25 protein-coding genes are annotated in these 25010 nt (G+C 67.9%); 12 read left to right on the top strand and 13 right to left on the bottom strand.

What is annotated here, in order from left to right; genetic code table 11:
- The first annotated feature begins 30 nt into the window (after positions 1-30).
- From QLQ85_RS09265 to QLQ85_RS09255, 3 genes are all read left to right on the top strand, one after another.
- Positions 31-2001: a polysaccharide biosynthesis protein gene (locus QLQ85_RS09265; RefSeq protein ID WP_282738732.1), complete on the top strand. Its 1971-nt coding sequence runs from the start codon at positions 31-33 to the stop codon at positions 1999-2001.
- 111 nt (positions 2002-2112) lie between these two features.
- The gene (gene glmS / locus QLQ85_RS09260; protein ID WP_282738731.1) at positions 2113-3966 is read left to right on the top strand and encodes a glutamine--fructose-6-phosphate transaminase (isomerizing); all 1854 of its coding nucleotides are present in this window, start codon (positions 2113-2115) and stop codon (positions 3964-3966) included.
- A gap of 158 nt (positions 3967-4124) precedes the next feature.
- The gene (locus tag QLQ85_RS09255; protein WP_282738730.1) at positions 4125-5414 is read left to right on the top strand and encodes an O-antigen ligase family protein; all 1290 of its coding nucleotides are present in this window, start codon (positions 4125-4127) and stop codon (positions 5412-5414) included.
- A 12-nt stretch (positions 5415-5426) separates the two neighbouring features.
- On the opposite strand, the gene QLQ85_RS09250 is transcribed toward QLQ85_RS09255, so the two are convergent.
- The 6 genes from QLQ85_RS09250 to QLQ85_RS09225 form a co-directional block, all read right to left on the bottom strand.
- Positions 5427-6041 carry an alpha-ketoglutarate-dependent dioxygenase AlkB family protein gene (locus tag QLQ85_RS09250; RefSeq protein WP_282738729.1) on the bottom strand — a complete coding sequence of 205 codons (615 nt, stop codon included), beginning with the start codon at positions 6039-6041 and terminating at the stop codon, positions 5427-5429.
- A 24-nt stretch (positions 6042-6065) separates the two neighbouring features.
- Entirely contained in the window at positions 6066-6608 is a 543-nt protein-coding gene (locus QLQ85_RS09245) for a phosphatase PAP2 family protein (RefSeq protein ID WP_282738728.1), read from the bottom strand.
- The gene (locus QLQ85_RS09240) at positions 6580-7740 is read right to left on the bottom strand and encodes a glycosyltransferase family 4 protein (RefSeq protein WP_282738727.1); all 1161 of its coding nucleotides are present in this window, start codon (positions 7738-7740) and stop codon (positions 6580-6582) included. Before QLQ85_RS09240 ends, QLQ85_RS09245 begins: the two co-directional genes overlap by 29 nt.
- Positions 7741-7872: 132 nt before the next feature.
- The gene (locus tag QLQ85_RS09235) at positions 7873-8817 is read right to left on the bottom strand and encodes a LysM peptidoglycan-binding domain-containing protein (protein WP_282738726.1); all 945 of its coding nucleotides are present in this window, start codon (positions 8815-8817) and stop codon (positions 7873-7875) included.
- Positions 8769-9635: an acetyltransferase gene (locus tag QLQ85_RS09230; protein ID WP_282738725.1), complete on the bottom strand. Its 867-nt coding sequence runs from the start codon at positions 9633-9635 to the stop codon at positions 8769-8771. Before QLQ85_RS09230 ends, QLQ85_RS09235 begins: the two co-directional genes overlap by 49 nt.
- 73 nt (positions 9636-9708) lie before the next feature.
- Positions 9709-10614, bottom strand: coding sequence for a LysR family transcriptional regulator (locus tag QLQ85_RS09225; protein ID WP_282738724.1), 906 nt, complete (start codon positions 10612-10614; stop codon positions 9709-9711).
- 147 nt (positions 10615-10761) lie between these two features.
- Here QLQ85_RS09225 and QLQ85_RS09220 point away from each other — a divergent pair, with 147 nt between their 5' ends.
- Positions 10762-11463 carry a CoA transferase subunit A gene (locus tag QLQ85_RS09220; protein ID WP_282738723.1) on the top strand — a complete coding sequence of 234 codons (702 nt, stop codon included), beginning with the start codon at positions 10762-10764 and terminating at the stop codon, positions 11461-11463.
- Positions 11464-11531: 68 nt separating this feature from the next.
- On the top strand, positions 11532-12194 hold the full coding sequence (locus QLQ85_RS09215; protein WP_102626876.1) for a CoA transferase subunit B: 663 nt from the start codon (positions 11532-11534) through the stop codon (positions 12192-12194).
- A 198-nt stretch (positions 12195-12392) separates the two neighbouring features.
- Here the strand turns inward: QLQ85_RS09215 and QLQ85_RS09210 are convergent, their stop codons facing one another.
- From QLQ85_RS09210 to QLQ85_RS09200, 3 genes are all read right to left on the bottom strand, one after another.
- Positions 12393-13160 carry a VOC family protein gene (locus QLQ85_RS09210; protein ID WP_282738722.1) on the bottom strand — a complete coding sequence of 256 codons (768 nt, stop codon included), beginning with the start codon at positions 13158-13160 and terminating at the stop codon, positions 12393-12395.
- A gap of 173 nt (positions 13161-13333) precedes the next feature.
- Positions 13334-13606, bottom strand: a complete 273-nt coding sequence (locus QLQ85_RS09205; protein ID WP_282720533.1) for a GrxA family glutaredoxin — start codon at positions 13604-13606, stop codon at positions 13334-13336.
- 156 nt (positions 13607-13762) lie between these two features.
- On the bottom strand, positions 13763-14584 hold the full coding sequence (locus QLQ85_RS09200; RefSeq protein WP_282738721.1) for an inositol monophosphatase family protein: 822 nt from the start codon (positions 14582-14584) through the stop codon (positions 13763-13765).
- A 108-nt stretch (positions 14585-14692) separates the two neighbouring features.
- On the opposite strand from QLQ85_RS09200, the gene hybE reads away from it, so the two are divergent.
- Together hybE and QLQ85_RS09190 are read left to right on the top strand one after the other, a co-directional pair.
- Complete coding sequence (gene hybE / locus QLQ85_RS09195; RefSeq protein WP_282738720.1) at positions 14693-15127, top strand: [NiFe]-hydrogenase assembly chaperone HybE; 435 nt, start codon at positions 14693-14695, stop codon at positions 15125-15127.
- 68 nt (positions 15128-15195) lie between these two features.
- Positions 15196-15969, top strand: coding sequence for a 3-hydroxybutyrate dehydrogenase (locus QLQ85_RS09190; RefSeq protein WP_282738719.1), 774 nt, complete (start codon positions 15196-15198; stop codon positions 15967-15969).
- A 27-nt stretch (positions 15970-15996) separates the two neighbouring features.
- On the opposite strand, the gene QLQ85_RS09185 is transcribed toward QLQ85_RS09190, so the two are convergent.
- Positions 15997-16536, bottom strand: coding sequence for a response regulator transcription factor (locus QLQ85_RS09185; RefSeq protein ID WP_282738718.1), 540 nt, complete (start codon positions 16534-16536; stop codon positions 15997-15999).
- Positions 16537-16573: 37 nt separating this feature from the next.
- Positions 16574-17845 (bottom strand): ATP-binding protein, encoded by a 1272-nt coding sequence (locus QLQ85_RS09180; RefSeq protein ID WP_282720528.1) that lies wholly within the window; start codon positions 17843-17845, stop codon positions 16574-16576.
- Positions 17846-18056: 211 nt separating this feature from the next.
- On the opposite strand from QLQ85_RS09180, the gene prfC reads away from it, so the two are divergent.
- Positions 18057-19646: a peptide chain release factor 3 gene (gene prfC, locus QLQ85_RS09175; protein ID WP_282738717.1), complete on the top strand. Its 1590-nt coding sequence runs from the start codon at positions 18057-18059 to the stop codon at positions 19644-19646.
- A 90-nt stretch (positions 19647-19736) separates the two neighbouring features.
- Here the strand turns inward: prfC and QLQ85_RS09170 are convergent, their stop codons facing one another.
- On the bottom strand, positions 19737-19955 hold the full coding sequence (locus tag QLQ85_RS09170) for a hypothetical protein (RefSeq protein ID WP_282738716.1): 219 nt from the start codon (positions 19953-19955) through the stop codon (positions 19737-19739).
- Between QLQ85_RS09170 and QLQ85_RS09165 the strand changes: the two genes are divergently transcribed.
- Complete coding sequence (locus QLQ85_RS09165) at positions 19932-20699, top strand: TatD family hydrolase (protein WP_282738715.1); 768 nt, start codon at positions 19932-19934, stop codon at positions 20697-20699. The two genes, QLQ85_RS09170 and QLQ85_RS09165, sit on opposite strands and share 24 nt — an antisense overlap.
- 167 nt (positions 20700-20866) lie before the next feature.
- Here QLQ85_RS09165 and ygfZ read toward each other — a convergent pair whose 3' ends face one another.
- Entirely contained in the window at positions 20867-21916 is a 1050-nt protein-coding gene (gene ygfZ / locus QLQ85_RS09160) for a CAF17-like 4Fe-4S cluster assembly/insertion protein YgfZ (RefSeq protein WP_282738714.1), read from the bottom strand.
- 157 nt (positions 21917-22073) lie between these two features.
- On the opposite strand from ygfZ, the gene QLQ85_RS09155 reads away from it, so the two are divergent.
- The 3 genes from QLQ85_RS09155 to uvrB all read left to right on the top strand — a co-directional run bounded on the left by QLQ85_RS09155 (position 22074) and on the right by uvrB (position 24815).
- On the top strand, positions 22074-22271 hold the full coding sequence (locus QLQ85_RS09155) for a hypothetical protein (RefSeq protein WP_282720524.1): 198 nt from the start codon (positions 22074-22076) through the stop codon (positions 22269-22271).
- Positions 22272-22289: 18 nt separating this feature from the next.
- On the top strand, positions 22290-22712 hold the full coding sequence (locus QLQ85_RS09150) for an OsmC family protein (RefSeq protein WP_282738713.1): 423 nt from the start codon (positions 22290-22292) through the stop codon (positions 22710-22712).
- 75 nt (positions 22713-22787) lie between these two features.
- Complete coding sequence (gene uvrB, locus QLQ85_RS09145) at positions 22788-24815, top strand: excinuclease ABC subunit UvrB (RefSeq protein WP_282738712.1); 2028 nt, start codon at positions 22788-22790, stop codon at positions 24813-24815.
- The last annotated feature ends 195 nt before the right edge of the window (positions 24816-25010 follow it).

Here is a 25010-nt window from a genome sequence, read left to right as displayed (position 1 = left end):
CGGGCCCCGTCCCGTCACGGAGAGACCACCATGAGAGATCTTCTGCAACCGCTGTTTCGCCTGCCCCGCAGGCGCAAGCGCACCATCCAGCTGTTGGCGGACTGTGTGCTGATCACCTTCAGCTTCCTGCTGGCGATGTTGCTGCGGCTCGAGGACTGGGCCCCCCTGGGCGAGGTGCGTACCTGGGCGGCGCTGCTGGTGATGGTCCCGCTGAGCCTGGCGATCTTCATCCGGCTCGGCTTCTACCGGGCGGTGATTCGCTACATGAGCCACAAGGCGATCCGCGCGGTGTTCATCGGCGTGAGCGTCTCGGCGTTGTCGTTGCCCCTGGCCAGCTACCTGTTCGCGCTGGGGATTCCGCGCTCGGTCCCCTTCATCTATGCCATGCTGGCGCTGTTGACCATCGGCGGGGTGCGCTTCGGGCTGCGGGCGATCTACCTGCGCAACCAGATCCGCCACAAGCAGCGGGTGGTGATCTACGGCGCCGGGGCGGCCGGGCGGCAGCTGGCGGCGTCGCTGCGGCATGGGCAGGAGTACCTGCCGATCGCCTTCGTCGACGACGCCCGCAGCGTCCAGAACACCTTCATCGAGGGGCTCAAGGTCTATCCGCCGCGTCAGCTCGGCTACCTGGCGGATACCTACGGCGCCGATCGGGTGCTGCTGGCCATCCCCAGCGTTAGTCGGGAGCGCCGCCGCGAGATCCTCGCCGATCTCGAGCCCCAGGGCTTCCCGGTGCAGACCATTCCCGGGGTGGCCGACATGGTGAGTGGCCGTGCACGCATCAGTGAGGTGCGCGACGTGGCGGTGGAGGATCTGCTGGGCCGCGACCCGGTACCGCCGAACCCGGCGCTGATGGATGCCAACATCCGCGGCAAGGTGGTCATGGTCAGCGGTGCCGGTGGCTCCATCGGGTCGGAGCTGTGTCGCCAGATCCTGCGCCACGGCCCGGTGCGCCTGCTGTTGCTGGACCTGTCGGAGTTCAGTCTCTACCGCATCGAGCAGGAACTGCGCCAGCTCGCCGAGGACGAGGGCCACGAGGTCGGCATCCAGGCACTGCTCGGTTCGGTGCAGCATCGTTCGCGCCTGGAGACGGTGATGAAGGCCTTCGCCGTCCAGACGGTCTACCACGCCGCGGCCTACAAGCATGTGCCGATGGTCGAGCACAACGTGGTGGAGGGCATCCGCAACAACGTCTTCGGGACCCTCGAGACGGCACGGGCCGCGATCGCCGCCGGGGTCGAGACCTTCGTGCTGGTCTCCACCGACAAGGCGGTACGCCCCACCAATGTGATGGGCGCGAGCAAGCGTCTCGCCGAACTGGTCTGCCAGGCGCTGGCCGGTCACCAGCACCAGACCCGGTTCTGCATGGTGCGTTTCGGCAACGTGCTCGGCTCCAGCGGTTCCGTGGTGCCGCTGTTCCGCCGCCAGATCCAGGCCGGCGGACCGATTACCCTGACCCATCCCGAGATCACCCGCTATTTCATGACCATTCCCGAAGCCGCCCAACTGGTGATCCAGGCCGGGGCCATGGCGCGTGGCGGGGATGTCTTCGTGCTCGACATGGGCGAGCCGGTGAAGATCGCCGAGCTGGCCCGCCAGATGGTCCGGCTCTCCGGCCTCAAGGTGCGTGACGAGCGCCATCCCGAGGGCGACATCGCCATCGCCTGCAGCGGTCTGCGCCCCGGCGAGAAGCTCTTCGAGGAGCTGCTGGTGGGCGACGACGTCGCTCCCACCTCGCATCCCCGCATCATGACCGCCAAGGAGGTGTGCTGGGAGTGGCCGCGGCTCGAGGGCTTCCTCGAGCGGCTCTTCCAGGCCTGTCGCGACTTCCGTCACGACGACATCCGCGAGCTGCTGCTGGAGGCGCCCACCGCCTACCGGCCCCAGGGCGAGATCGTCGACGTGGTGTGGCGGGAAAGGAGTGCTGCGCCTGCGGGAGCCCGGCCACCGGCGCCGGTCACCCGCCTGCGTCCGGCACTCGAGCGCCAGGGCCAGGCCTGAGGCTGGCACGGCGCCGCCACCGGAGGGCGCCGCCGCATCGCCGGCACGTCATGCCGATCACCGCATCACCGCTCCGGATCGTCCCGGGGCGCTGTTCATGGAGGAGCCAACATGTGTGGCATCGTTGCAGCCGTCGGGTCGGACAATGTCCTGCCCGTACTGATGGATGGCCTGAAGCGTCTCGAGTATCGGGGCTATGACTCCGCCGGGGTCGCCCTGGTGGAACAGCCGGGCAAGCTCGGTCGCGCCCGCGAGGTGGGCAAGGTGGCGGCACTGGAGGCCGTGCTCGCCGGTACGCCGCTGGTCGGCATGACCGGGGTGGCCCATACCCGCTGGGCGACCCATGGCCGGCCCAGCCAGGACAATGCCCACCCGCATGTCTCGGGGTGCATCGCCGTGGTACACAACGGCATCATCGAGAATCACCGCGCCCTGAGGGCCGACCTCGAGGCCGACGGCTACGTCTTCACCTCGCAGACCGACACCGAGGTGATTGCCCACCTGGTCGAGCGCGAGATGCGCGGCGGCCGGGGATTGCGGATCGCCGTCGAGCGGGCGGTGCAGGTCCTGGAGGGGGCCTATGCGCTGGGGGTGATCCATGCCGACGAGCCCGACCGGGTGGTCGGGGCACGGCAGGGCAGCCCACTGGTGGTGGGCATCGGCGAGCACGGCCACTATCTGGGCTCCGACCCCCTGGCGTTGCTGTCGGTGACCGATCGTTTCATCTACCTGGAAGACGGCGATCTGGTGATCGCCACCCGCGATGGCTGTGAGGTGCAGGCGCGCTTGCCCGACGGCGGGCGGCGGGCGGTGAGTCGTCCGGTGGCCCGCTACGAGCACGATGACCCGGCGGTGGGCAAGGGCAGGTTCGCCCACTACATGCTCAAGGAGATCCATGAGCAGCCGGTGGCCGTGGCCAACGCCCTCGAGGGACGCCTGGGCGACGACAGGGTGCTCGTCGGGGCCCTCGGTCCCGACGCCGAGCGGTTGCTCGCGGCCACGCGTCAGGTTCACATCGTCGCCTGCGGCACCAGCTACCATGCCGGCCTGGTGGCTCGTTACTGGCTCGAAGAGCTGGCCGGGATACCCTGCCAGGTGGAGGTCGCGTCGGAATACCGCTACCGGGAGGTGGTGACCCAGCCGGGCACCCTGTTCCTGACGCTGTCGCAGTCCGGCGAGACCGCCGATACCCTGGCCGCCCTGCGCCATGCCGGCCGCCGGCGGGGCGCCCAGGCCTATGCGGGGAGCCTGGCGATCTGCAACGTGCCCGGCAGCTCGCTGGTGCGTGAGTCCGACCTGGCGTTGATGACCCACGCCGGACCGGAGATCGGCGTCGCCTCGACCAAGGCCTTCACCACCCAGCTCACCGCGCTGATGCTGGTCACCCTGGCGCTGCGGCAGGTGAGTGACGGCGATCCCGCGCTCACCGCCCGGCTGGTGCGCCGCTTGCGCTATCTGCCGACCCTGCTCGGCGATACCCTGAAGCTGGATGAGGAAATCGCCCGGCTCGCCACTGGCTTCGCCGACCGGCGGCACGCGCTCTTCCTCGGTCGCGGCAGCCAGATGCCCATCGCGCTGGAGGGCGCGCTCAAGCTCAAGGAGATCTCCTACATCCATGCCGAGGCCCATGCCGCCGGTGAGCTCAAGCACGGCCCGCTCGCGCTGATCGACGAGCAGATGCCGGTGGTGGCGGTGGCGCCGATGTCACCACAGCGGGAGAAGTTGCGCTCGAACCTGCAGGAGGTGCGGGCCCGTGGCGGCCAACTGCTGGTGTTCGCCGACCCCGATGCCGGGCTCGGTCATGAGGAGGGCATGGAGGTGATCAGCGTGCCGGCGTGTTGCCAGTACCTGGCGCCCATCGTCTATACCGTGCCGCTGCAGTTGCTCGCCTATCGCGTGGCGGTGGCACGCGGTACCGACGTCGATCAGCCTCGCAACCTGGCGAAGTCGGTGACCGTGGAGTGAGGCTTGCGGGCTCCCGAGTGTCCCGTCCGCTGTGTCGGGGCACCCTTGGCCGTCTATGCTGGTCAGAAGAGACTCGGCGGGCACCCGGGGGTTGCCAGGATGGCGACCGGGACGGGGGGCCCGGAACGACAAGTGATTCAGCGGATGAAGCAGAGGCCATGATCGACGACGGACATCATCGCGTGCTGCCCGGGCCCTTCGCCCGGCCGACGCCTGCTCGGCAAGACCAGTGCCATGCCCGCCTCGCGGGCATGGCACTGGCGTTTTTCGGGGTCGGTTTTCTCGTACTGCCCTGGTGGACGCTGGCCATCGTGCCGCTGCTGCTGGGGCTGGCCGTGCTGCTCGCGAGCGAGCGACCGCCGTTGCCCTTTCCCCAACCCCAGGATCGTTGGGTCATGGCGGTGCTGCTGTGCTACGGGCTGAGCTGGGTGATCGCCGGGCCCTGGCACGACGAGGGACTCCGCGGGCTCAAGGAAGCCGCGCCGGTATGGCTGGCCCTGTTGGCCCTGGTGGCGCTATCACGGCTCCGGGTATCCTCGGCCTGGCTGTGGGGCGGCTTCGCTGCCGGCAGCCTGGCGACCGGCGGGTGGACGGTGTGGCAACGGCTCGTCGAGAACGCCTCGCGAGTCAATGGCCACGAGCCGCTGCATGCCATCCTGTTCGGCAACCTGGGCCTGCTCGCCGGCCTGATCTGCCTGGCCGGGTTGTGCTGGGCCTTCGGCCGTGAGCAGCGCCGGCGCTGGATGCTGCTGCTTGCCGTGGGGGGGCTCGCCGGGCTGATGACCTCGGCGCTGTCCGGCTCCCGGGGCGGTTGGGTCGGGCTGCCACTGGCGCTCTGGGTGCTGTATCGCGGCTATGGCCCGCGGCTGGCGCCGCGCTGGCGGCTGGCCGGGTTCGGGCTGCTGGTGCTGCTGGTGGCAGGGCTCTATGTCACCCCGCAGACCGGCGTGGAGCGGCGCGTCGATAATGCCGTCGCTAGCCTGGAGGAGTACCTGGCCGGGGACCCGGAGATGACCTCGGTGAGCGCCAGGGTCGAGATGTGGCAGGGGGCGATGCGGCTGATCGCCGAGCGTCCGCTGGTGGGCTGGGGCGCGCGCGGGTATCGGCAGGCGATGCGCGACCGTGGGGCGGCGGGGCTGCAGCATCCGTCCCTGGGGCGTTTCTGGCACGCCCACAACGACCTGCTCGATGCCTGGGCGAAGCGCGGGCTGCCGGGATTGCTCACCCTGCTTGCCCTCTACCTGGTGCCCCTCTGGCTGTTCCTCGGCGGTATCCGCAGCGCTGCGAGTGAGCGCCGGGCCCTGGCGATGGCAGGCGTGCTGCTGCCGGTGGCCTTCCTCGGCTTCGGGCTCACCTACAGCTTCATGGCCTACCCGGCGGGCGGGCTGGTCTACGGCCTGCTGCTGGCGATCCTCTGGGGCCTCTACCGCCAGGCACCGGTGGCGTAGCGGGGAGGGGGTTCAGGGGACGATGCGGCGAAAGGTGAGGCTGATCCGCAGGCCGGGGAGACAGCGCGGCAGCAGTGCATGCTGCAGCCGTCGCTGCACCCCGGGCCCCATCCACAGCAGGCTGTCGTGGGGTAGCCAGGCGTTGAATGCCTCGCCGTCTCGCTGCTTCCAGCGAAAGCGCAGGGGGCGCTCGGCGCCCAGGCTCACCGCGGCGACCCGCGGGTCGGGGCCCAGCTCCGGCTCGTCGTCACTATGCCAGCCCATGCGCTCTTCGCCGCCGGCGTAGCGGTTGAGAAGCACGCTGTTGAAGTCGGCGCGAATCCCGGCGGCGGCGAGTCGCGCGATCACCGCGTCGCGAAGGCGGGAGGCCTCGGGGTGCCAGGTCTCGGGGCTGAAGTCATGCCCCGAGTAGCGGTAGCGGGCCTCGGCGTCGCCCATCCACACCTGGCGGCGGGGGATCAGGTGCTCGCGGCCGTAGAGGCGCAAGCGGGGGCGTTGCCAGTCGAGCTCGCGGTCGAGCCGCATCAGCGCCCGGCCGGCGGCGGGTTCGCCTAGCAGGGCGTCGAAGCGCACCAGAAGGGGTTCGTCGAGCAGCGTGGCGCCGCCGACCGGTCGGCAGTCGATCATGTCGCCAGCATGCCATTGCAGGGCTCAGCTGGCGAGCGACAGGCTCGCCAGGGCGAAGCCGTAGCCGATCATCGCGCCGGCGACGACGTCGCTGAGGTAGTGCAGGCCGAGTCCGACACGGGAGAGGGCGATCAGCAGCGTCAACGGCACGATCCCGGGCAGCAGCCAGGGGGCGTGGGTGGCCGTGAAGGTGCAGAACATCACCGCGTGCATGGTGTGGCCGCTGGGAAAGCTGTAGCGATCCCGGGCCGGCTCGGTGCAGGCGATGGCGTGCTTGAAGGTGATGAAGGGGCGCTCCCGGCAGAGCCGGGTCTTGATCAGCCGGTAGACGACGATGGCGACCAGGGCGGTGGCGGTGTACTGGGCCATCAGCCACCCGCCTCGTTGCCCATGCAGCAGTGGCTGGATCAGGATCAGCGCCACCCACGCCGGCCAGTCGCCGAGGCGGCTGGCCAGGCGCAGGGCGGCCAGCCAGGGGCGGTGCAGGTTGAGGCGGACCAGGCGACGACAGAGGTGCCATTCGAGCAGGTCGAGACGCTCAAACACGGCAGGGGCTAGTGGCTTCATGGAGGGTCTCCCGAGCATGGATCAGGGCGCCGAGGAAGTCATCGGTGACCGATGACCAGTCGTTCTGCAGGGCACGGCTTCGGGCGGCGCGTCCCAGCCGTGCATAACGGGCGGGCTGTCGGCAGAGGCGGGCGGCGGCCTCGCGAAAGCCCGCTTCGTCGCCCATCGGGAGGCTCACGCCGTTGATGTCATCGTCGATCAGCTCGGCGCCGGCGGCCTGGCGAAAGGCCACGACCGAGAGGCCGCTGGCCATGGCCTCCGGCACCACGTTGCCCCAGGTCTCGGAGACCGAGGGGAAGACGAAGAGGTCGGCGCTGGCATAGTGGCGAACCAGGGCCTGCTGGTCGATGAAGCCGGTGAAGTGGGCATCGGGCAATGCGCGCTGCAGGGCCGGACGTCCCGGGCCGTCGCCGACCACGACCAGGGTCAGGTCCGGCCGGGCATCGAGCATGGCGAGAAAGGTCTCGCGCAACAGCGGCAGGTTCTTTTCCGGCGCCAGGCGTCCGACGTGCAGCGCCACGGGGCGGTGATCGTCGCTGCCCCAGCGCCTTCGCAGTTCGGGGTCGCGATGGGTTGGCGAGAAACGCTCGCCGTCGATCCCTCGTCCCATCACCCGCAGGTTCTCGAAGCCCCTGGCGGCGAGGTCGCCGGCCTGCTGCCGGGTCGGTACCAGGGTGGTGGCGCAGCGGTTGTGGAAGGCCCGCAGACGCCGGGTGACCAGCGGGGCCAGCCAAGGCAGGCCGTAGTCGCGGCAGTAGTGATCGAAGTTGGTGTGCCAGCCGCCGACCACGGGGATCGACAGCCGGCGAGCCACCCGCTGGGCCGACCAGCCGAGCGGCCCCTGGGTGGCCAGGTAGACGACGTCGGGCCGCTGCTGGCGCCACAGGCGCAAGATGGCCCGTGTGGCGGGCAGGCCGAAGCGTACCTCGGGGTAGCCCGGCATGGGGATACCGGCTACCTGGAGCTCGGCTTCCATGGCGTCGGCGCGGGGGGCGCCGGCGGCGACCGGGCGGGGACGAATCAGCTGCAGGACATGGTCGCGGCGGCGCAGCTCGCCGGCGAGTTGGCCCAGGGTGTGGGCGACGCCGTTGATGTCCGGGGACCAGGTCTCGCTGACCAGACTGATGCGCATGACACTCCTCGTCCTGTCGCTGGGCCCGGCGGGCCCTTGTCAGGAACCGAGGATCGCACCGGGGCGTGACAGCCCGGCGTCGGTGCCATGAACAGACGATGACGCCGGACAGGGCCCGGCGCGGTTCGAGTGTCAGCGGAGGACGCGGCGAGGGTCGATGGGCTTGCCGCCATGGCGCAGGTCGAAGAGCAGGTCGAAGCGCTCGGTGGCGTTGCTGTAGCCCACTTCGCAGACCTCCTCGCCACGGCTGATGCGATCGCCGCTGCTCACGAGCGGCCTCTCGCACAGTGCATAGACGCTTTGCAGGTTGTCGGCGTGATGCACGATGACCACCTGGCCGAGCTGGCGCATGGAATCGGCGAAGCGTACCTCGCCGTCGGCCACCGACGCCGCCCTGGCGCCGCGGGCGGTGGCCAGCAGCATGGGTTGCAGGGTACCGCGGCCGTCGGCGCCGAAGCGACGCACGACCCGGTAGTCGTCCAGCGGCCAGGGCCAGTTGCGGGCCGAGGCGGGCAGGTCGCCGGGATCCGGCAGGCTGGCCCGGGCAGGGGCGGCGCTGGTACCGCCCGAAGCGGAATGGCGGCTGCCGCCACCGCTGCTGCCGGCATTACGTCGAGCATTCGAGGAGCCGCCGGCGAGAGGCACCCGGATGATCTGGCCGATGCGCAGGGCGGTGGGCTCGACCCCGGGGTTGGCGGCCTGGATGCGCGACGCCCGGGTGTTGAAACGCCGTGCGATGCCCGCGTAGGTGTCGCCGGGACGAATCTGGTAGCGATAGGGGCCGCCGGAGGGGGCGCGCTCCTGCTGAGTCGGCATCAGCAGTCGCTGTCCCACGGCCAGGCGACGGGAGTCGACCCCCGGGTTGAAGCGCTGCAGCCGCTCGAGCGGCACGCCGCCACGCCGGGCCATCGCGCCCAGGGTGTCGCCGCGCTGCACCGTGACCCACCGACCGGCGATGCCGGGATCGCTGCTGCGCTGTGTCTCGCCGCCGCGACCGGCGCAGCCGGCGAGCAACAGCACGATCAGGGTCAGGGCGAGAGCGAGGCGTCCTTGTCCAGCCACAGGGCGTTCAGCCATGAGTGGAAGCGTTCCTTGTAGTCCGGGTCGTCGTGATAGTCCCCCGTCACCATCCAGCCGGGCACCTCCAGGCGCCGGGCGTTCAGGGTCACCGGCCCCTCCCGCCCGCAGAGGTAGCCCCAGAAGGTGGGCCGCGGGTTGTCGTAGTGCAGGGTCACGTCGAGGATACCACCGAGACGGTCGCCGAGCAGGCCCAGCACCTGGGCGATGCCGCCGGCCCGGGGCCGCAGCAGGTGGCGGTAGGGGGAGGCCTGGGCGGCATGCTTGGCGGGGGTGAAGCGGGTGCCCTCGACGAAGTTGTAGATGGCGATGGGCCTCTCCCGCGCCCGCTCGCACATCCGCTCCGTGGCCTCCCGGTCGCGCCGGGCCAGATGCGGATGCCGCTCGCGTTGTTCGCGAGTCAGGCGGCGCAGCATGGGGAACTCCATGGCCCAGAAGGCCAGGCCGACGATGGGAATCCAGATCAGCTGGCGCTTGACGAAGAAGTGGGGCATGGGAATGCGGCGATGCAGGGCAAAGAACAGCAGGAAGATGTCGGTCCAGCTACGATGGTTGGAAAGCACCAGCCACCACCGCTCGCGGGAGAGGCCCTCGGGGAGGTGAATGTCGAGCCGGGGCCTGAGCCAGCGGCGCATCCACCAGAGATTGGAGCCGACCCAGTTCAATGCCACCTCGTTGAGGCCACGCAGCACGAGCCGGCGCAGGCGGCGCCCGGGGGTGACCAGCTTGACCAGGGTCAAGGCGATGAGCGGGATACCCCAGAACAGGGTGGTGAGGATCAGCAGCAGCACGCTGACGAGCCCCTTGAGGGACGACATGCCAGGACTCCTCGTCACGATGGCGAAAGCGGCAATGCTAATGGATCGGTTGCGGGTCCACCAGCCGAACGCCTCAACGTCTCGGGGCTGGCAGCGGGGGACGGGGGGTCTCGGCGAGGACCTCCTGCAGCGCCAGCGCGGCCACCGAGAGTTCATGGGTGCCATAGGTGACGACCCCCACGGCGCGCTCGATCACCGGGTCGACCAGGGGCAGGCAGCGGGCACCGAGCTCCTGCATCTGCCGGATGCACAGCGAGGGTATCGCGCTGACCCCGAGGCCGCTGGCGACCATGCGTCCCACGGTGGCCAGTTGATGGCTTTCGAAGGCGGTGGGCAGGACGATGCCGCGGTTCTCGAGCTGCTGCTCGAGCAGGCGGCGGACCATGGAGGGCCGCTGCAGGGTAATGAAGTCATGGGTCAGCAGGGTCGCCCAGTCGAGTCGCTCACGGTCGGCCAGCAGGGAGTCCGCTGGGACCACGGCGACGAAGCGGTCGACGAACAGGGGCGTGAAGGTGAGGCTGCCGGTGGCCTCGGGCTCGAAGGCGACGCCCAGCTCCACCTGGCGATTGCGCACCATGTCGATCACCTGTTCGTTGATCACGTCGTGGACGGTGATATTGACCCGTGGATAGCGCTGCCGGAAGGCCATCAGCGCCGGCGGCAGCAGGTTGCTGGCGAAGGAGGGCATGGTCGCCACCGCCAGGCGCCCGAGCTGCAGGGTGAAGCGTTGGCGCAGCAGCTCCTCGGTATTGTCCCATTCGGCGAGCAGGCGCTTGGCCAGGGGCACCAGCGATTCGCCTTCCGGGGTCAGGCGCACGCTACGCGTGCTGCGGATCAGCAGGCGCCCGCCCAGGCTCTCCTCCAGCCCCTTGATCGCCAGGCTGAGTGCCGGCTGGGAAAGGTGGAGTTGTTCGCACGCCTGGGTAAAGCTCAGGGTCTGGGCGACGGCGATAAAGGCACGAAGCTGCTTGACGGTCATGGCATGCTACCAAGGTTTAATTTATTAGCTTTGATCATCAATCGATAAGAAAAACAAACTTAACAAATATATCGTCGCGAACAACACTGGAGCCAGGAGATCGCGGCATCCAGCGACATTCATCCCACAACGACACGAGGCGTCACTATGGCCGGATTCGACAAGCGTGTGTACTCCTACGAAGAGGCAATGGACGGCATCGAGAGCGGCATGACCGTGATCGCCGGTGGCTTCGGGCTCTGCGGCATCCCCGAGAACCTGATCAGCGAGATCAAGCGGCGTGACGTCAAGGACTTGACGATCTATTCCAACAACTGCGGGGTGGACGGCTTCGGCCTCGGGCTGCTGCTCGAGGGTCGGCAGATCAGTCGGATCTTCGCCTCCTACGTGGGTGAGAACGCGCTGTTCGAGCAGCAGATGCTCAACGATGAGATCGAAGTGATCCTCACCCCCCAGGGTACCCTGGCCGAGAAGATGCGCGCCGGGGGGGCAGGCATCCCGGCCTTCTACACGGCCACCGGTTACGGCACGCCCATCGGCGAAGGCAAGGAGGTCCGAGAGTTCAACGGCCGTCACTACATCCTCGAGGAGTCGGTCGTCGGCGACTTCGCCATCGTCAAGGGCTGGAAGGCCGATCGCTACGGCAACGTGGTCTATCGCGATACCGCCCAGAACTTCAACCCGATGGCCGCGACAGCCGGCAAGATCACCGTGGTCGAGGTCGAGGAGATCGTCGAGCCCGGCGAACTCAGCCCAGACCAGATCCACACCCCGGGCATCTATGTCGATCGGATCATCCAGGGCACCTTCGAGAAGCGTATCGAGAAGCGCACCGTACGCGAAGGCTGAGCCCCGCCTGCGACCCGACGGCCGGCCCCGGGGCCGGTGCTTCTCCACCGAACACAAGAGGCAACAAGATGGCACTCACTCGCGAACAGATGGCACAGCGCGTGGCGCGCGAACTCGAAGACGGCTTCTACGTCAACCTGGGGATCGGTATCCCGACCCTGGTGGCCAACTATATTCCCGATGGCATCGATGTCATGCTCCAGTCCGAGAACGGCCTGCTCGGCATGGGGCGTTATCCCACCGAAGCGGAAGTCGACCCGGACATGATCAATGCCGGCAAGGAGACCGTCACCGCCCGCCCGGGCGCGGCGATCTTCTCATCGGCCGAGTCCTTCGCCATGATTCGCGGCGGTCATGTGGACCTGACCGTGTTGGGCGCCTTCGAGGTCGACCAGCAGGGCAACATCGCCTCCTGGATGATCCCCGGCAAGTTGATCAAGGGCATGGGGGGGGCCATGGACCTGGTGGCCGGTGCCGAGAACATCATCTGCACCATGACCCACGCCTCCAAGCACGGTGAGTCCAAGCTCCTCGAGAAGTGCTCCCTGCCACTGACCGGGGCGGGTTGCATCAACCGGGTGCTGACCGATCTGGCCTACCTGGAGATCAAGGATGGTGCCTTCATCCTCAAGGAGCGTGCCCCGGGCGTTTCCGTCGAGGAGATCGTCGAGAAGACCGCCGGCAAGCTGATCGTGCCCGATCACGTGCCGGAGATGACCTTCGACGCCTGACCCCTCGGCGGGGGGCGCGCACGCCCACGGCCCGGACGTCCGACGTCCGGGCCGTGCTCGTTCAGGGGGCGCGGACGGCCGCTGTCGAAATTCTGACCGTTTCGTGGGTGGGGCGGCCGGGGTGGTGCCTGTCGGGCCTTTCCCAAGGCTACTGCACAGCGTTATCCACAGATTCTGTGGATGAATGCGGCTGCCGACTCATGACATCTCGCAGCGGGTGTGGAGAGGCAGCAACAGTTCGACGGCGCGCTCCTGGTTGGCGCTGACCTGTTTCTGTACCAGTGCGAGTCCACCGAGCTCGATGCGATGCTCGTCGCCCGCGGCGAAGGCCAGCCGCTGCGAGCAGGTGGGGTAGAAGCGATAGCCGAGCAGTGGCGAGACGGGGAAGATGCCGTGGTGGCGGTCGGGATTGCCGGTCAGTCCCACCTCTCCCATCCGGGTGTCGAGGTCGCCGAGGTCATGGCCCAGTCGCTGGCAGTCGAAGCCGGCGTGGTGCATGCGTGGGCCCATCACCGAGAGCCAGCCGGCCAGGGGATGGGCCTGGCACAGGGCCAGGTAGGTCGGCCAGTCGGGCATCGGCCAGGGGCGGCCGCGGCAGAGCAGGTTCTGGCCGCGGCGATCCTCCGGTGGCACCTTGGCGACCAGCGACTCGAGCCGCCTGCGGGGGGCTCGCGAGAGGGTGCCGAGTTGCAACTCGGCGAGCACCAGCCAGGCCTCGTCGCCGGGGGGAGAGAGCAGCGACACCAGCAGGCCGCGGTCGGCCATGGCGTGGCGATGCTGGAGGCGATAACCGAAGTGGGCCAGGGTCGGCAGCAGGGCATCCATGCCGTAGGGCCCGTGGTTCAGGGTGAGGATCGCGAGGTACTCTGCCGGCGTCTCCACCGGCCAGAGTCGCAGCCCGCCGATATCCGGGTGCTGATGGACATAGTCCAGCCACAGTTGCTGAACGAACTCTTCCCGCTGCATCTTGCATGTCCCTCTATCGTGACGCCCTTCGGCCCCGAGCCGGCCGTGCCGTGTAAGGCGAAAGTATAGGCAGAGGGGCTCGTGGGCCATTCAACGAGGGGAAGACGCTCCCGGGTCGCCCCGGGAGGTGCGGGCAATCCTGCACGCCAGCGTCGGGTCGGTCATGGAACCGCTCAGGCGTTGGCGGTTGCCAGCAGGCTCTGGTCGCGGACGTACTGGTCGAACTCGGTGAAGCCGCCGACATGGGTCTGGTCGACGAAGATCTGCGGCACGGTGTGGACCGGCTTGCCGATGGTCTTCTCCATGTCGGCCTTGGTGATGCCCTCGCGATGGATGTCGACGTAGCGAAAGCCATCGATGGCACTGGCGGCCTCGAGTTTCTCGGCGAGCTGTACGGCACGTACGCAGAAGGGGCAGCCGGGGCGACCGAAGATGACGACGAACATGAGCGATCTCCTGGTACTCGTCGTGAGCACGGGGGAAGTGTGAAAGGGAATGGGAAGAATCAGGGCACCATTGTGACCGATCGCGGGTGCCCTGGCCAATAGGGGGTGGCTAGGGCGCCCATTGCAGGGGGCTATCGCCGGGGTGTGACGCCGGGTTCAGGGCTGGTCCAGTTCACCACTGTCGGCGCGACGCAGCAGGTCGCCGAGTTCGCGATGGATGCCGGGGCTCGTCACCAGAAGGTTCTCGCCGTAGAGGTCCTCGGGGATGCCTTCGGGGCATGGGTAGAGATGACCGGTGCGGGCGCCGGCCTCGCGGGCGATCAGCCAGCCGGCGGCAAAATCCCAGGGCGAGACGCTCTCGTAGTAGGCATCGAGCCGGCCGCAGGCCACGTCGCACAGGTCGAGGGCCGCCGAGCCGTTGCGCCGCACGTCCTGGCAGTGGTCGAGCACGGCGGCGAGGCGTCGCATCAGCGGCGGGCGGCTGTCGCGACGGTAGGGGAAACCGGTGCCCACCAGGCAGTGCTTCAGGTTGCCGGCCCGGCTGGCCTGAATCGGGGCGTCATTGCACCAGGCGCCCTGGCCGTCGATGGCGGTGAAGGTTTCGTCGAGGAAGGGGGCATGGACCACCCCCAACCGAATGCGTCCCTCGTGCGCCCAGCCGATGGAGACGGCCACGTGGCGAAGCCCGTGGGCGAAGTTGACGGTACCGTCGATGGGGTCGACGATCCATAGCGGTCCGGGGTGCGCCAGGTTGCTGCGGTCCGGTGCCAGCTCCTCGCTCAGCCGCGACTCGCCGGGGAAGTGCTGCTGGAGACGCTCGCCGATGCGGGTGTCGACCGCGACGTCGACGTCGGTGACCAGTTCGTGGCCCTGCTTGTAGCGGTGGCCGAAGGTCTGGCGGTCACGGGCTTCGACGATCAACCGCCCCGCTTCCCGGGCGATGTCGACGGCGATCTTCAGGCGCTCGACGGGCTGCATGGGCACCTCTCTCGTGGCTGGTGGGCCCGTTCATGCTAGCAGCTCGAGGCGTGGCTGCCGAACGCCATCCCGGCCCGGTATACTGAATCCTGCACCAAGGAGGAGACGATGCAGGCCCTGAGCCCCGAACAGTATGTCCGATTGCGCGAGTTGGCCGATGCCTGGGCGGGCCGCCATCTCAAGGCGGCCAAGCGTGACCCGCGCTTCAATCCCAGGCTCACGGCCGACGCCCTCTGCTTCCAGCGCCACGGCGACCATTTGCTCGGGGCGCTGGTCACGCCGCTGTCACTGTCGCTGGTGCTGTTGCCCGAGGCGTCGTCCCCACCGCCGGCAGAACAGCGAACCCGCCGTGTTTCCCTGCCCTCGGGCGATTACGGTTTCCGCGCCGAGCATCTCGGCGAGACGCTCTGGCTATGGCGCTGCGAGCTCCTCGACGACCTCTCCGACCTCGCTTCGAGGGAGGCGGCGAGCCGCCTGGCCCAGCAGTTGATGGAGCGGGTCATGGCACCGGCGGCGCCCGACGACCGAGCTGGCGCCGGGTGATCGTGCGCCTTATGCTGATGGCCGATCCGTTTTCCCGATACGATCCGAACACTGCAAAGGAGCCACGCATGTCATCGACCGCATCCTCCACTCCCCGCGTCGCCCTGGTGACAGGGACCAGCAGCGGTATCGGCGAGGCCGTGGTCCGCCACTTCTGCGAACAGGGACACCAGGTGCTGGCGGTGGATTTCAATCCGGCCGGCAAGGAGATCGCCGAAGCGGCCGGGGCGGCGTTCTTCCAGGCCGATCTGACCGACGGCGAGGCCTGCAAGGCGGCGGTGGCCGAGGCGATCAAGCGTTTCGGACGCGTCGATATCCTGGTCAACAACGCCGGCATCCAGCATGTGTCGCCCATCGAGGAGTTCCCCGAGACGAAGTGGCGACAGATCCTCGACCTGATGCTGACCGCGCCCTTCCTGCTCTGTCAGGCCGCGTGGCCCTCCATGCGCGAGAACGGCTGGGGGCGCATCATCAATATCGCCTCGGTGCATGCCCAGGTCGCCTCGCCCGGCAAGGCGGCCTATATCAGCGCCAAGCACGGCATGATCGGCCTGACCAAGACCGCGGCACTGGAGGGTGGCTCCCAGGGCATCACCGCCAACGCCATCTGCCCGGCCTACGTGAAGACCCCGCTGGTGGACAACCAGATCGCCGATCAGGCGAAACTGCACAGCATGGACGAGCAGGAGGTGGTCGAGAAGATCATGCTCAAGAACGCCGCCGTGAAGCGCCTGATCGAGCCGTCCGAGGTGGCCGAGCTGGTGGCCTATCTCGCCTCCGATGTCGCCGGGGCCGTCACCGGCTCGAGCTACAACATCGACCTGGGCTGGACGGCGCAATAACCCGGCTTCGCCGGGAGCTGCGAGCTTTCAGCGCCTCACCGGCCGCTTCTGCAGCTTGCGTTGCAGGGTGCGGCGGTGCATGCCCAGGGCGCGGGCGGTGGCGGAGATGTTGCCGTCGTGTTCCTGGAGCACCTTCTGGATGTGCTCCCAGGTGATGCGATTGATCGACGGGGGATGTTCCGCGACCTCGATGTCCGGATCGCCCTCCTGCTTGAACAGCGCGGCGATCACCTCGTCGGCGTCCGCCGGCTTGCACAGGTAGTTCACCGCTCCGAGCTTGATCGCCTCCACGGCGGTGGCAATGCTCGAGTAGCCGGTCAGCACCACCACGCGGCACTCCGGTACCACCTCGAGCAGATCGGGAAGCAGCTTGAGTCCCGAGTCGTGCTCCAGCTTCAGGTCCAGGGTGGCCAACTGTGGCGAGTGTCGCCCGGCCAGCGACAGCGCCTGCTCGGCATCGTGGGCCACCAGGACCTCGTAGCCGCGGCGGGTCATGGCACGGTCCAGCACATGGCAGAACATCTCGTCGTCATCGATGATCAGCAGGCGTTGTGCGGTGTCTTGCATGGGGGCCTCGCAGGGGAGTCGTCGCAGGGGCCGAGGATCATTCCGCCGGCGCTGTTCGCGGCAGGGTCACCTCGGTGAGGGTCCCGCCCTCGGGATGATTGTACAGGCTGACGCCGCCGCCGAAGCGGTTGATGGTGGCGTGGGTCAGGAACAGGCCGATGCCCATGCCCTTGCTCTTGGTCGAGACGAAGGTCTCGCCGAGCTGGTCGGCGATCGACATGGCCACCCCCGGGCCGTGGTCGCGGATGTCGATGACCACGTCGTCGGCGCTCCAGTCCAGGCGAATGGCGATGTCGTCGGGATTGGCATCGGCGGCGTTGTTGAGCAGGTTGGTCAGCGCCTGATCCAGGGTGGGGTCGACGGCGAGCCAGGGGCGGCCGCGGCGGCCGGCGATCTCGAGCCGATGGCCGACATCGGGGCGCAGCACCAGCCAGCGCTGCACCACCTCGGTGAGCCACTGCTCGGCGTCGAGAGTCCGGGGTTCGGCCAGGCGCTGCCGATCGGCGCTGGCCACCAGGTGCTGCAGCCGTGACTTGCAAGTGTCGACCTGCTGGCGCAGCAGGGCCAGGTCCTTCTCCAGCGCCGGGTTGCCACGGGCCTCCTCGCGCATCTCGGCGAGCAGCACCGCCATGGTGGAGAGCGGCGTGCCGAGCTCGTGGGCGGTGCCGGCGGCCTGGGTGGCCACGGCCAGTACCTGCTCGTTGCGCAGTGCGGCCTCGCGGGTGCGCGACAGCGCCTGATCCCGGTTGCGCAGCGCATGGGCCATCTTGTAGATGAAGAAGGTCACCAGGCCCGCCGAGAGGCCGAAGTTGAGCCACATGCCCAGCACGTGGAGGTTGAACGGGCCGGCGGCATGGCCGTGGCTGAGCTGGGGGACTGGCTGGTAGAAGACCATCAGGAAGGTATAGGCGCCCATGGCCGTCCCGGCGATCACCCAGGCGTGTCGCCAGGGCAGGGTGGCGGCGGCAATGGTCACCGGCACCAGGTAATAGGTGATGAAGGGGTTGGTGGAGCCACCGGTGAAGTAGAACAGCAGCGTCAGGCCGGCCACATCGGCCAGCAGATGGACCAGGTATTCGTGATGGGTGACCGCCCGCGGGCGGCCCAGGCGCCACCAGGTCACCACGTTGATCATCGCCATGCCGACGATCACCGCGATCACTGCCGGGACTTCCAGCTCGAAGCCGAGCAGCTCGATGCCGATGATGATGGCGGCGAGGAAGCCGGTCCAGGTGATCCCGCGCACGAAGGTCAGGCGAACCAGGTTGCGGCTGGGGGTGGACAACGGCAGGGGCAGGGCGGTGGGCATGGGATCTCCACGGTTCATTGCCCGGCGATGATAACCGATCTCGAGCGGGCCGCCGACATGGCCGCCGGTGACGTGTGCCGCCGTAGCGCGTCGATTGAAGACGGCCGCCCCTACATTTCGTGCCGTCAAAGCCGTAGAATGCCCGCCATCCCTTCATATGCCTTCATTCACGCACCGGGGCACCGGTGCCATGCAGACGAAATCGAAATCGATGTCAGACGCCACCCTGGCCCGTGAAGTCGGGCTGCGACGCACCTTCGCGATCATCTCGCACCCCGATGCGGGCAAGACCACCATCACCGAGAAGATGCTGCTGTTCGGCAACGCCATCCAGCTGGCCGGTTCGGTGAAGAGCAAGCGCGCCGATCGTCATGCGACCTCCGACTGGATGAAGATGGAACAGGAGCGGGGCATCTCGGTCACCACCTCGGTGATGCAGTTCCCCTACGGCGGGCGCATCGTCAATCTGCTCGACACCCCGGGCCACGAGGACTTCTCCGAGGACACCTACCGCACCCTGACCGCCGTGGATTCGGCGCTGATGGTGATCGACGGCGCCAAGGGCGTCGAGGCCCGGACCATCAAGCTGATGGAGGTGTGTCGGCTGCGCACCACGCCGATCCTCACCTTCGTCAACAAGATGGACCGCGACATCCGCGACCCCATCGAGGTGATGGACGAGGTCGAGACGGTGCTCGACATCCAGTGCGCGCCGATGACCTGGCCGATCGGCATGGGGCGCGGCTTCAAGGGCGTCTACCACCTCTACAACGATGTCATCCATCTCTACACCCAGGGGCAGGGCAGCCGCATTCCCGAGGACAGGCGGATCGAGGGGCTGGACAACCCCGAGGTCGAGGCGGTGCTCGGCGAGGACCTGGCCGAGGAGCTGCGCATGGAGGTGGAACTGGTGCGCGGGGCCTCCCACGCGTTCGATCACGCGGCCTACCTGCGTGGCGAATTGACCCCGGTCTACTTCGGCACCGCCATGGGCAACTTCGGGGTGCGCGAGATGCTGGACGGCTTCGTCGAGTATGCGCCGTCGCCTCAGCCCCGCGAGACCGATACCCGTACCGTGGAGGCCAACGACGGTCGCTTCACCGGGTTCGTGTTCAAGATCCAGGCCAACATGGATCCGAACCACCGCGATCGTATCGCCTTCCTGCGGGTCTGCTCGGGCAAGTACGAGAAGAACATGAAGATGCGCCATGTGCGGATCGGCAAGGACGTGAAAATCGCCGATGCGTTGACCTTCATGGCCTCGGATCGCACCCAGGTGGAGGAGGCCTGGCCCGGCGACATCATCGGCCTGCACAACCACGGCACCATCCAGATCGGCGATACCTTTACCCAGGGCGAGGACATGCGCTTCACCGGTATCCCGCACTTCGCTCCGGAGCTGTTCAAGCGCGTGCGCCTCAAGGATCCGCTGAAGATGAAGGCGCTGCAGAAGGGCCTGCAGCAGCTCTCCGAGGAGGGCGCCACTCAGGTGTTCATGCCGCTGGACAACAACGACCTGATCCTCGGCGCGGTGGGCACCCTGCAGTTCGACGTGGTCGCCCACCGCCTCAAGGAGGAGTACAAGGTCGAAGCCGTCTACGAGGGGGTGAACGTCAACACCGCCCGCTGGATCTACTGCGACGACGCCAGGAAGCTCGACGAGTTCAAGCGCAAGGCCGGCGCCAACCTGGCGATGGACGGAGGCGGTTACCTGACCTATATCGCCCCGACCCGGGTCAACCTGCAGATGACCCAGGAGCGCTGGCCGGAGATCCGTTTCCAGCCCACCAGGGAACACTGACCCTTCCAGCCCAGGTTCGCGGCAAGGCCGGCTGATCTTGCCGCGTGCAACGCTCACACGCTGTGAACCCCTCCCTGGGCGCTCCATTTGTCATCCATGACAAATGAGGTTCGCTTTTGCACGCGCCAAGCGCCGGCCCGTTCCGGCGTTGGCGATTTCTGCAGAACGATACTTGACCGGGGCGACGAAGCCTTGAAGCATGGAGCTTCCAGCTTCCAGCTTCCAGCTTCCAGCTTCCAGCTTCCAGCTTCCAGCTTCCAGCTTCCAGCTTCCAGCTTCCAGCCTATGCTTATCGACGCCCACTGCCATCTGGACTTCCCCGATTTCGCCGCCGACCGCGAGGCGGTCATCGCACGGGCCAGGGCGGCGGGCGTTGCCCGTTTCGTGGTGCCGGCCACCATCCGGGCCCGCTGGGGGGAGGTGCTGGCGCTGGGGCGGCGCGACGACGTCGACGTCTGCCTGGGGTTGCACCCCTATTTCATGGATGAGCACGCCGCGGGGGATGTCGAGGCACTGGGGCAGGCGCTGGACGATCACCCCTGGGCGGTGGCCGTGGGCGAGTGCGGCATCGATGCCCGCTTCACCGAGACCCTGGAGGCCCAGTGGCGGCTCTTCGATGCCCAGCTGCGCCTGGCCAGGTCACGCCGCCTGCCGGTGGTGATCCACTGCGTGCGCGCCAACGACCAGGTCGCCAAGCGGCTGCGCCAATTCGACCTGCCCTCAGGTGGGCTGATCCACGCCTTCGCCGGCTCGCCGGAGCAGGCGCGCAAGTTCCTCGACCTTGGCTTCAGGGTGGGGCTGGGTGGAGCGGTCACCTTTGACCGGGCCAGGCGGCTGCGGCGTGCGGTGGAGTCGCTGCCCGACGACGGCTATGTGCTGGAAAGCGACAGCCCCGACATGCCGCTCGCCGGTCACCGGGGCGAGCGCAACGAGCCCGCCCGGGTCGCCGAGGTGTGCCGGGCGGTGGCGCGGCTGCGCGGGCAGACGGTCGAGAGGGTGGCGGAGGACAGTACGGCGACGGCCAGGCGGTTGTTTGGATTGGATGGCGGCTGAGACCATGGGCGCACCTGCCATGTAGGAGCTCTGCTCCGCTGGGCGATTGCGGCGCGAAGCGTCGCCAGGCGGTCATCCGAACCGTCAGCGAAACCCGCCCGGGCGCCTGCGGCGCCAATCGCTCGGCATAGCCGGGCTCCTACAGAGCCCAGCCCACCACGGGGGCCTTACTTCGCCGCCAGGGCCTCCGGGTCCAGCCGTTCGATGGGATAGGGCAGCTTCAGCAGCTTGAGCTTCTGGCCATCGACGTGCAGCGGCAGGAGCGGCTCCTTCGTGCTCATCACCGCCAATACCTCGGCCTCGCCGTAGGCATCCAGTTCGGCGGCCAGGACCTCGCCGCACGACTTGTCCTCGGCATCCCGGATGGTGCTGCCGAGTTCGGGCAGCAGGCTGCCATCGAGCTGGGCGCGCACCAGGCGCTTCTTCACCTGGCCCCGGAAGTGGGCGCGGGCCACCACCTCCTGCCCCGTGTAGCAGCCCTTCTTGAAGCTGATGCCGCCGAGCGCCTCCCAGTTGATCATCTGGGGCAGGTAGGTGTCGCCCTGGCTCGCGTCGAGCCAGGCCAGGCCGGCCTGGATGTCGTGCAGCCGCCACACCGCGTTGCCCACCGGCGTGGCGTGCTCGGCCAGTCGCTGGCTTGCATCGGCGGCCTTGTCGGCGGGCAGGCAGGTCAGCAGGCGAGGGCGGGGCCCGGGGTGGGCCAGTACCTGGATGTCAGCGTCGCCGGCCTGATGCCAGGTTTTCGGCGGGATGATATCGAAGCGCACCTCGGCCAGCGCGGCCGCCTCGCGACCGATCAGCCCGAGCAGCGCCAGGTCGTCACGCACCGAGAGCTCCACCCGGTAGAAGGCGGCGAACTTCTTCAGGAGATCGACCAGTGGGCCCACCAGGCTACGGTGCATCGCCAGCCGGTAGTGTTCCGGCGCCACCCGCCACAACTGGGCATTGGCCAGCATGCGCCCCTTGGGGGTGCAGAAGCAGGTGAGGGGGGCAAACTCGCCGTCGGCCAGGGTCACCTGGGCGCTGGTCTGGCCCTGCAGAAACTTCTCGGCATCGGGACCCGCCACATCGAGTACCCCGAGATGGACCAGGGGGATCATCACGGTGTCCTCCAGCGCCCGGCGCGCTGGTTCCGGCGCGCCGGGCGCTGCCTGGTCGAACTCGACCCGGTCCTCGGCCGTCTGCCGGCCACCCAGGGCGGCGATCCATTCGTTCATTCCGGCACTCCTGTCGTCGTCGCTTGGTCCATGTCTGCCAGAGTAATGCGGGCGGCGGGGCGGCATTGCAACCGCTGCCGGAACATCAGGGGCATGTTAGACTCGAGCCTTGATCTTATGCATTCACGACAGCTTATGCATGTCATCGGAGGCCGCCATGGCGCACCAGTCGCTGACTTTCAAGGGTGTCGATGACGCCGACCAGATCAACCGCATCACCACGGCGCTGATGATGCTCGACGGCGTCGACAGTGTCGAGGTCGGTCGCCACGGCGCCGACGTCGAGGGACGGGCCAGGCGCGAGGCGCTGATCAAGGCGGTGCAGGCCCTCGGGCTACCCATCGAAGTCAAGTGATCAACACAGGGGCGGATGATGAAGAAGAGCATCGAGGTGATCAGCGAACGCAACAGCGTCTACCGCCAGCGGGTCGAACTCGACGGCTTCGAGGACCTCTACGTGGATGTGCCGGAAGCCTTCGGTGGCGAGGGCGGGGCGCCGGATCCCCATGACTACTTCGACCTGTCGCTGGGTGCCTGCAAGGCGATCACCGCCCAGATGTATGCCCGGCGCAAGGCGTGGCCGCTCGAAGGGGTGAGCGTCAGGATCAACCGCGACGACAGCGAGGAACGCCAGGGCACCTATCGACTCGAAGTGGTGATGACCTTCCACGGCATCGACGCCCCCGAGCAGCTTGCCCGGCTGGAAGAGATCAGCAACCGTTGCCCGATACACCGGTTGATGACCAGTGCCACCGTGGAAGTCGCTACCCGCACGACCAGTGTCGCCGAGGCCTGAGCCTGCCCGGCATTGTGCCACCCCCTGCTTCTCCCTGGGCGCCGCCGCGGTGCCCGAAGCGTTCCCGGAGCCACCATGAGCAAGTCGTTTCGCCTTCAGTCCAGGTTTCAGCCCGCCGGCGACCAGCCCTCGGCCATCGACGGCCTGGTGAAGGGGCTGGAGTCCGGCCTGGCCCACCAGACGCTGCTCGGCGTCACCGGGTCGGGTAAGACCTTCACCATGGCCAACGTGGTGCAGCGGCTGCAGCGTCCGACCATCGTGATGGCGCCCAACAAGACCCTGGCTGCCCAGCTCTACGGTGAGTTCAAGGCGTTCTTCCCCGACAACGCCGTGGAGTATTTCGTCTCCTACTACGACTACTACCAGCCCGAGGCCTATGTGCCCTCCTCGGACACCTTCATCGAGAAGGACGCCTCGATCAACGACCATATCGAGCAGATGCGCCTCTCGGCCACCAAGGCGCTGCTCGAGCGCCGCGATGCGTTGATCGTGGTCTCGGTGTCGGCGATCTATGGTCTCGGCGATCCGGACCAGTACCTGAAGATGCGTCTGCACTTCACCCGGGGCGAGCTGATCGACCAGCGCCGCTTCCTGCGCCGCCTGGCGGAGCTGCAGTACACCCGCAACGACATGGATTTCAGGCGCGGCACCTACCGCGTGCGCGGCGACGTCATCGACATCTATCCCGCCGATTCCGACGAGGAGGCGGTGCGTGTCGAGCTGTTCGACGACGAGATCGACACCATCAGCCTGTTCGACCCGCTGACCGGCGAGGTGCGCGGCAAGGTGCCACGCATGACGATCTACCCCAAGAGCCATTACGTGACGCCCCGGGAGACGATCCTGGCGGCCGCGGAAATGATCAAGGGCGAGCTGGCCGAGCGACTGGGGTGGCTCCGGCAGCACGACAAGCTGGTGGAGGCCCAGCGCCTCGAGCAGCGTACCCTCTACGACATCGAGATGATGCACGAGCTGGGCTACTGCAACGGCATCGAGAACTACTCGCGCTACCTCTCCGGCCGCAATCCGGGCGAACCGCCTCCCACCTTCTTCGATTATCTGCCCAGCGACGCGCTGCTGTTCATCGACGAGTCCCATGTCAGCGTCCCCCAGGTAGGCGGCATGTACAAGGGCGACCGCTCGCGCAAGGAGACCCTGGTCGAGTACGGCTTCCGCCTGCCCTCGGCGCTGGACAACCGCCCCATGACCTTCCAGGAGTGGGAGTCGATCTGTCCCCAGACCATCTTCGTCTCGGCCACCCCCGGGCCCTATGAGGCCGAGCACGCCGGCCAGGTGGTGGAGCAGGTGGTGCGTCCCACCGGGCTGGTCGACCCGGAGATCGAGGTTCGTCCGGCGTCCACCCAGGTCGACGACCTGCTGTCGGAGATCCGCCTGCGCGCCGAGGTGGGGGAGCGGGTGCTGGTGACGACCCTGACCAAGCGCATGGCCGAGGACCTCACCGAGTACCTCGACGAGCACGACGTGCGGGTGCGTTACCTGCACTCCGACATCGATACCGTCGAGCGGGTGGAGATCATTCGCGACCTGCGCCTCGGCAAGTTCGACGTGCTGGTCGGCATCAACCTGCTGCGCGAGGGCCTCGACATCCCCGAGGTGTCGCTGGTGGCGATCCTCGACGCCGACAAGGAGGGCTTCCTGCGCAACGAGCGCTCGCTGATCCAGACCATCGGCCGGGCCGCCCGCAACGCCCATGGCAAGGCGATCCTCTACGGTGATCGAACCACCGATTCCATGCGCCGCGCCATGGACGAGACCGAGCGTCGGCGCAACAAGCAGATCGCCCACAACGAGACCCATGGCATCACGCCGCAGACCGTGACGCGCTCGGTGGCCGATATCCTCGAGGCCGCCCAGGCGCCCGGCAGGAAGGGCAAGGGGCGCAAGGCCGAGCGCAAGGTGGCCGAAGCGGCCGCGATCTACGATCCCGCCGACCTGTCGCCAGGCGAGCTGTTCAAGGAGGTCTCCAGGGTCGAGGATGCCATGTTCGAGGCCGCCCAGAACCTCGAGTTCGAGGAGGCCGCGCGCCTGCGTGACCGGCTGCATGGGCTCAAGGAACGGCAACTGCTGCTAGGCTCGGCCTGATGGCGAGCCGCAGTCCTTTGCCCTTTGCTGTTATACCGTTATCTCGCGTCCTGACGGCCCACCGGTACCGACCCTTGGCTGGTAATGCACTGCGACCACATCGCCGGTGGGGTATAATCCGTCCCCGTTCGAGCCCGCCAGCGTGACAGTGACCGGCTGTGCAGAGCGGGCATGCCGACAACGCCAAGGAGCCCC

It is taken from the genome of Halomonas kalidii (assembly GCF_030010475.1).
Taxonomy (GTDB): Bacteria; Pseudomonadota; Gammaproteobacteria; order Pseudomonadales; family Halomonadaceae; genus Halomonas; species Halomonas heilongjiangensis.
The sequence above is the reverse complement of the archived record's forward strand: the minus strand, read 5'-3'. Positions and strand labels throughout refer to the sequence as shown.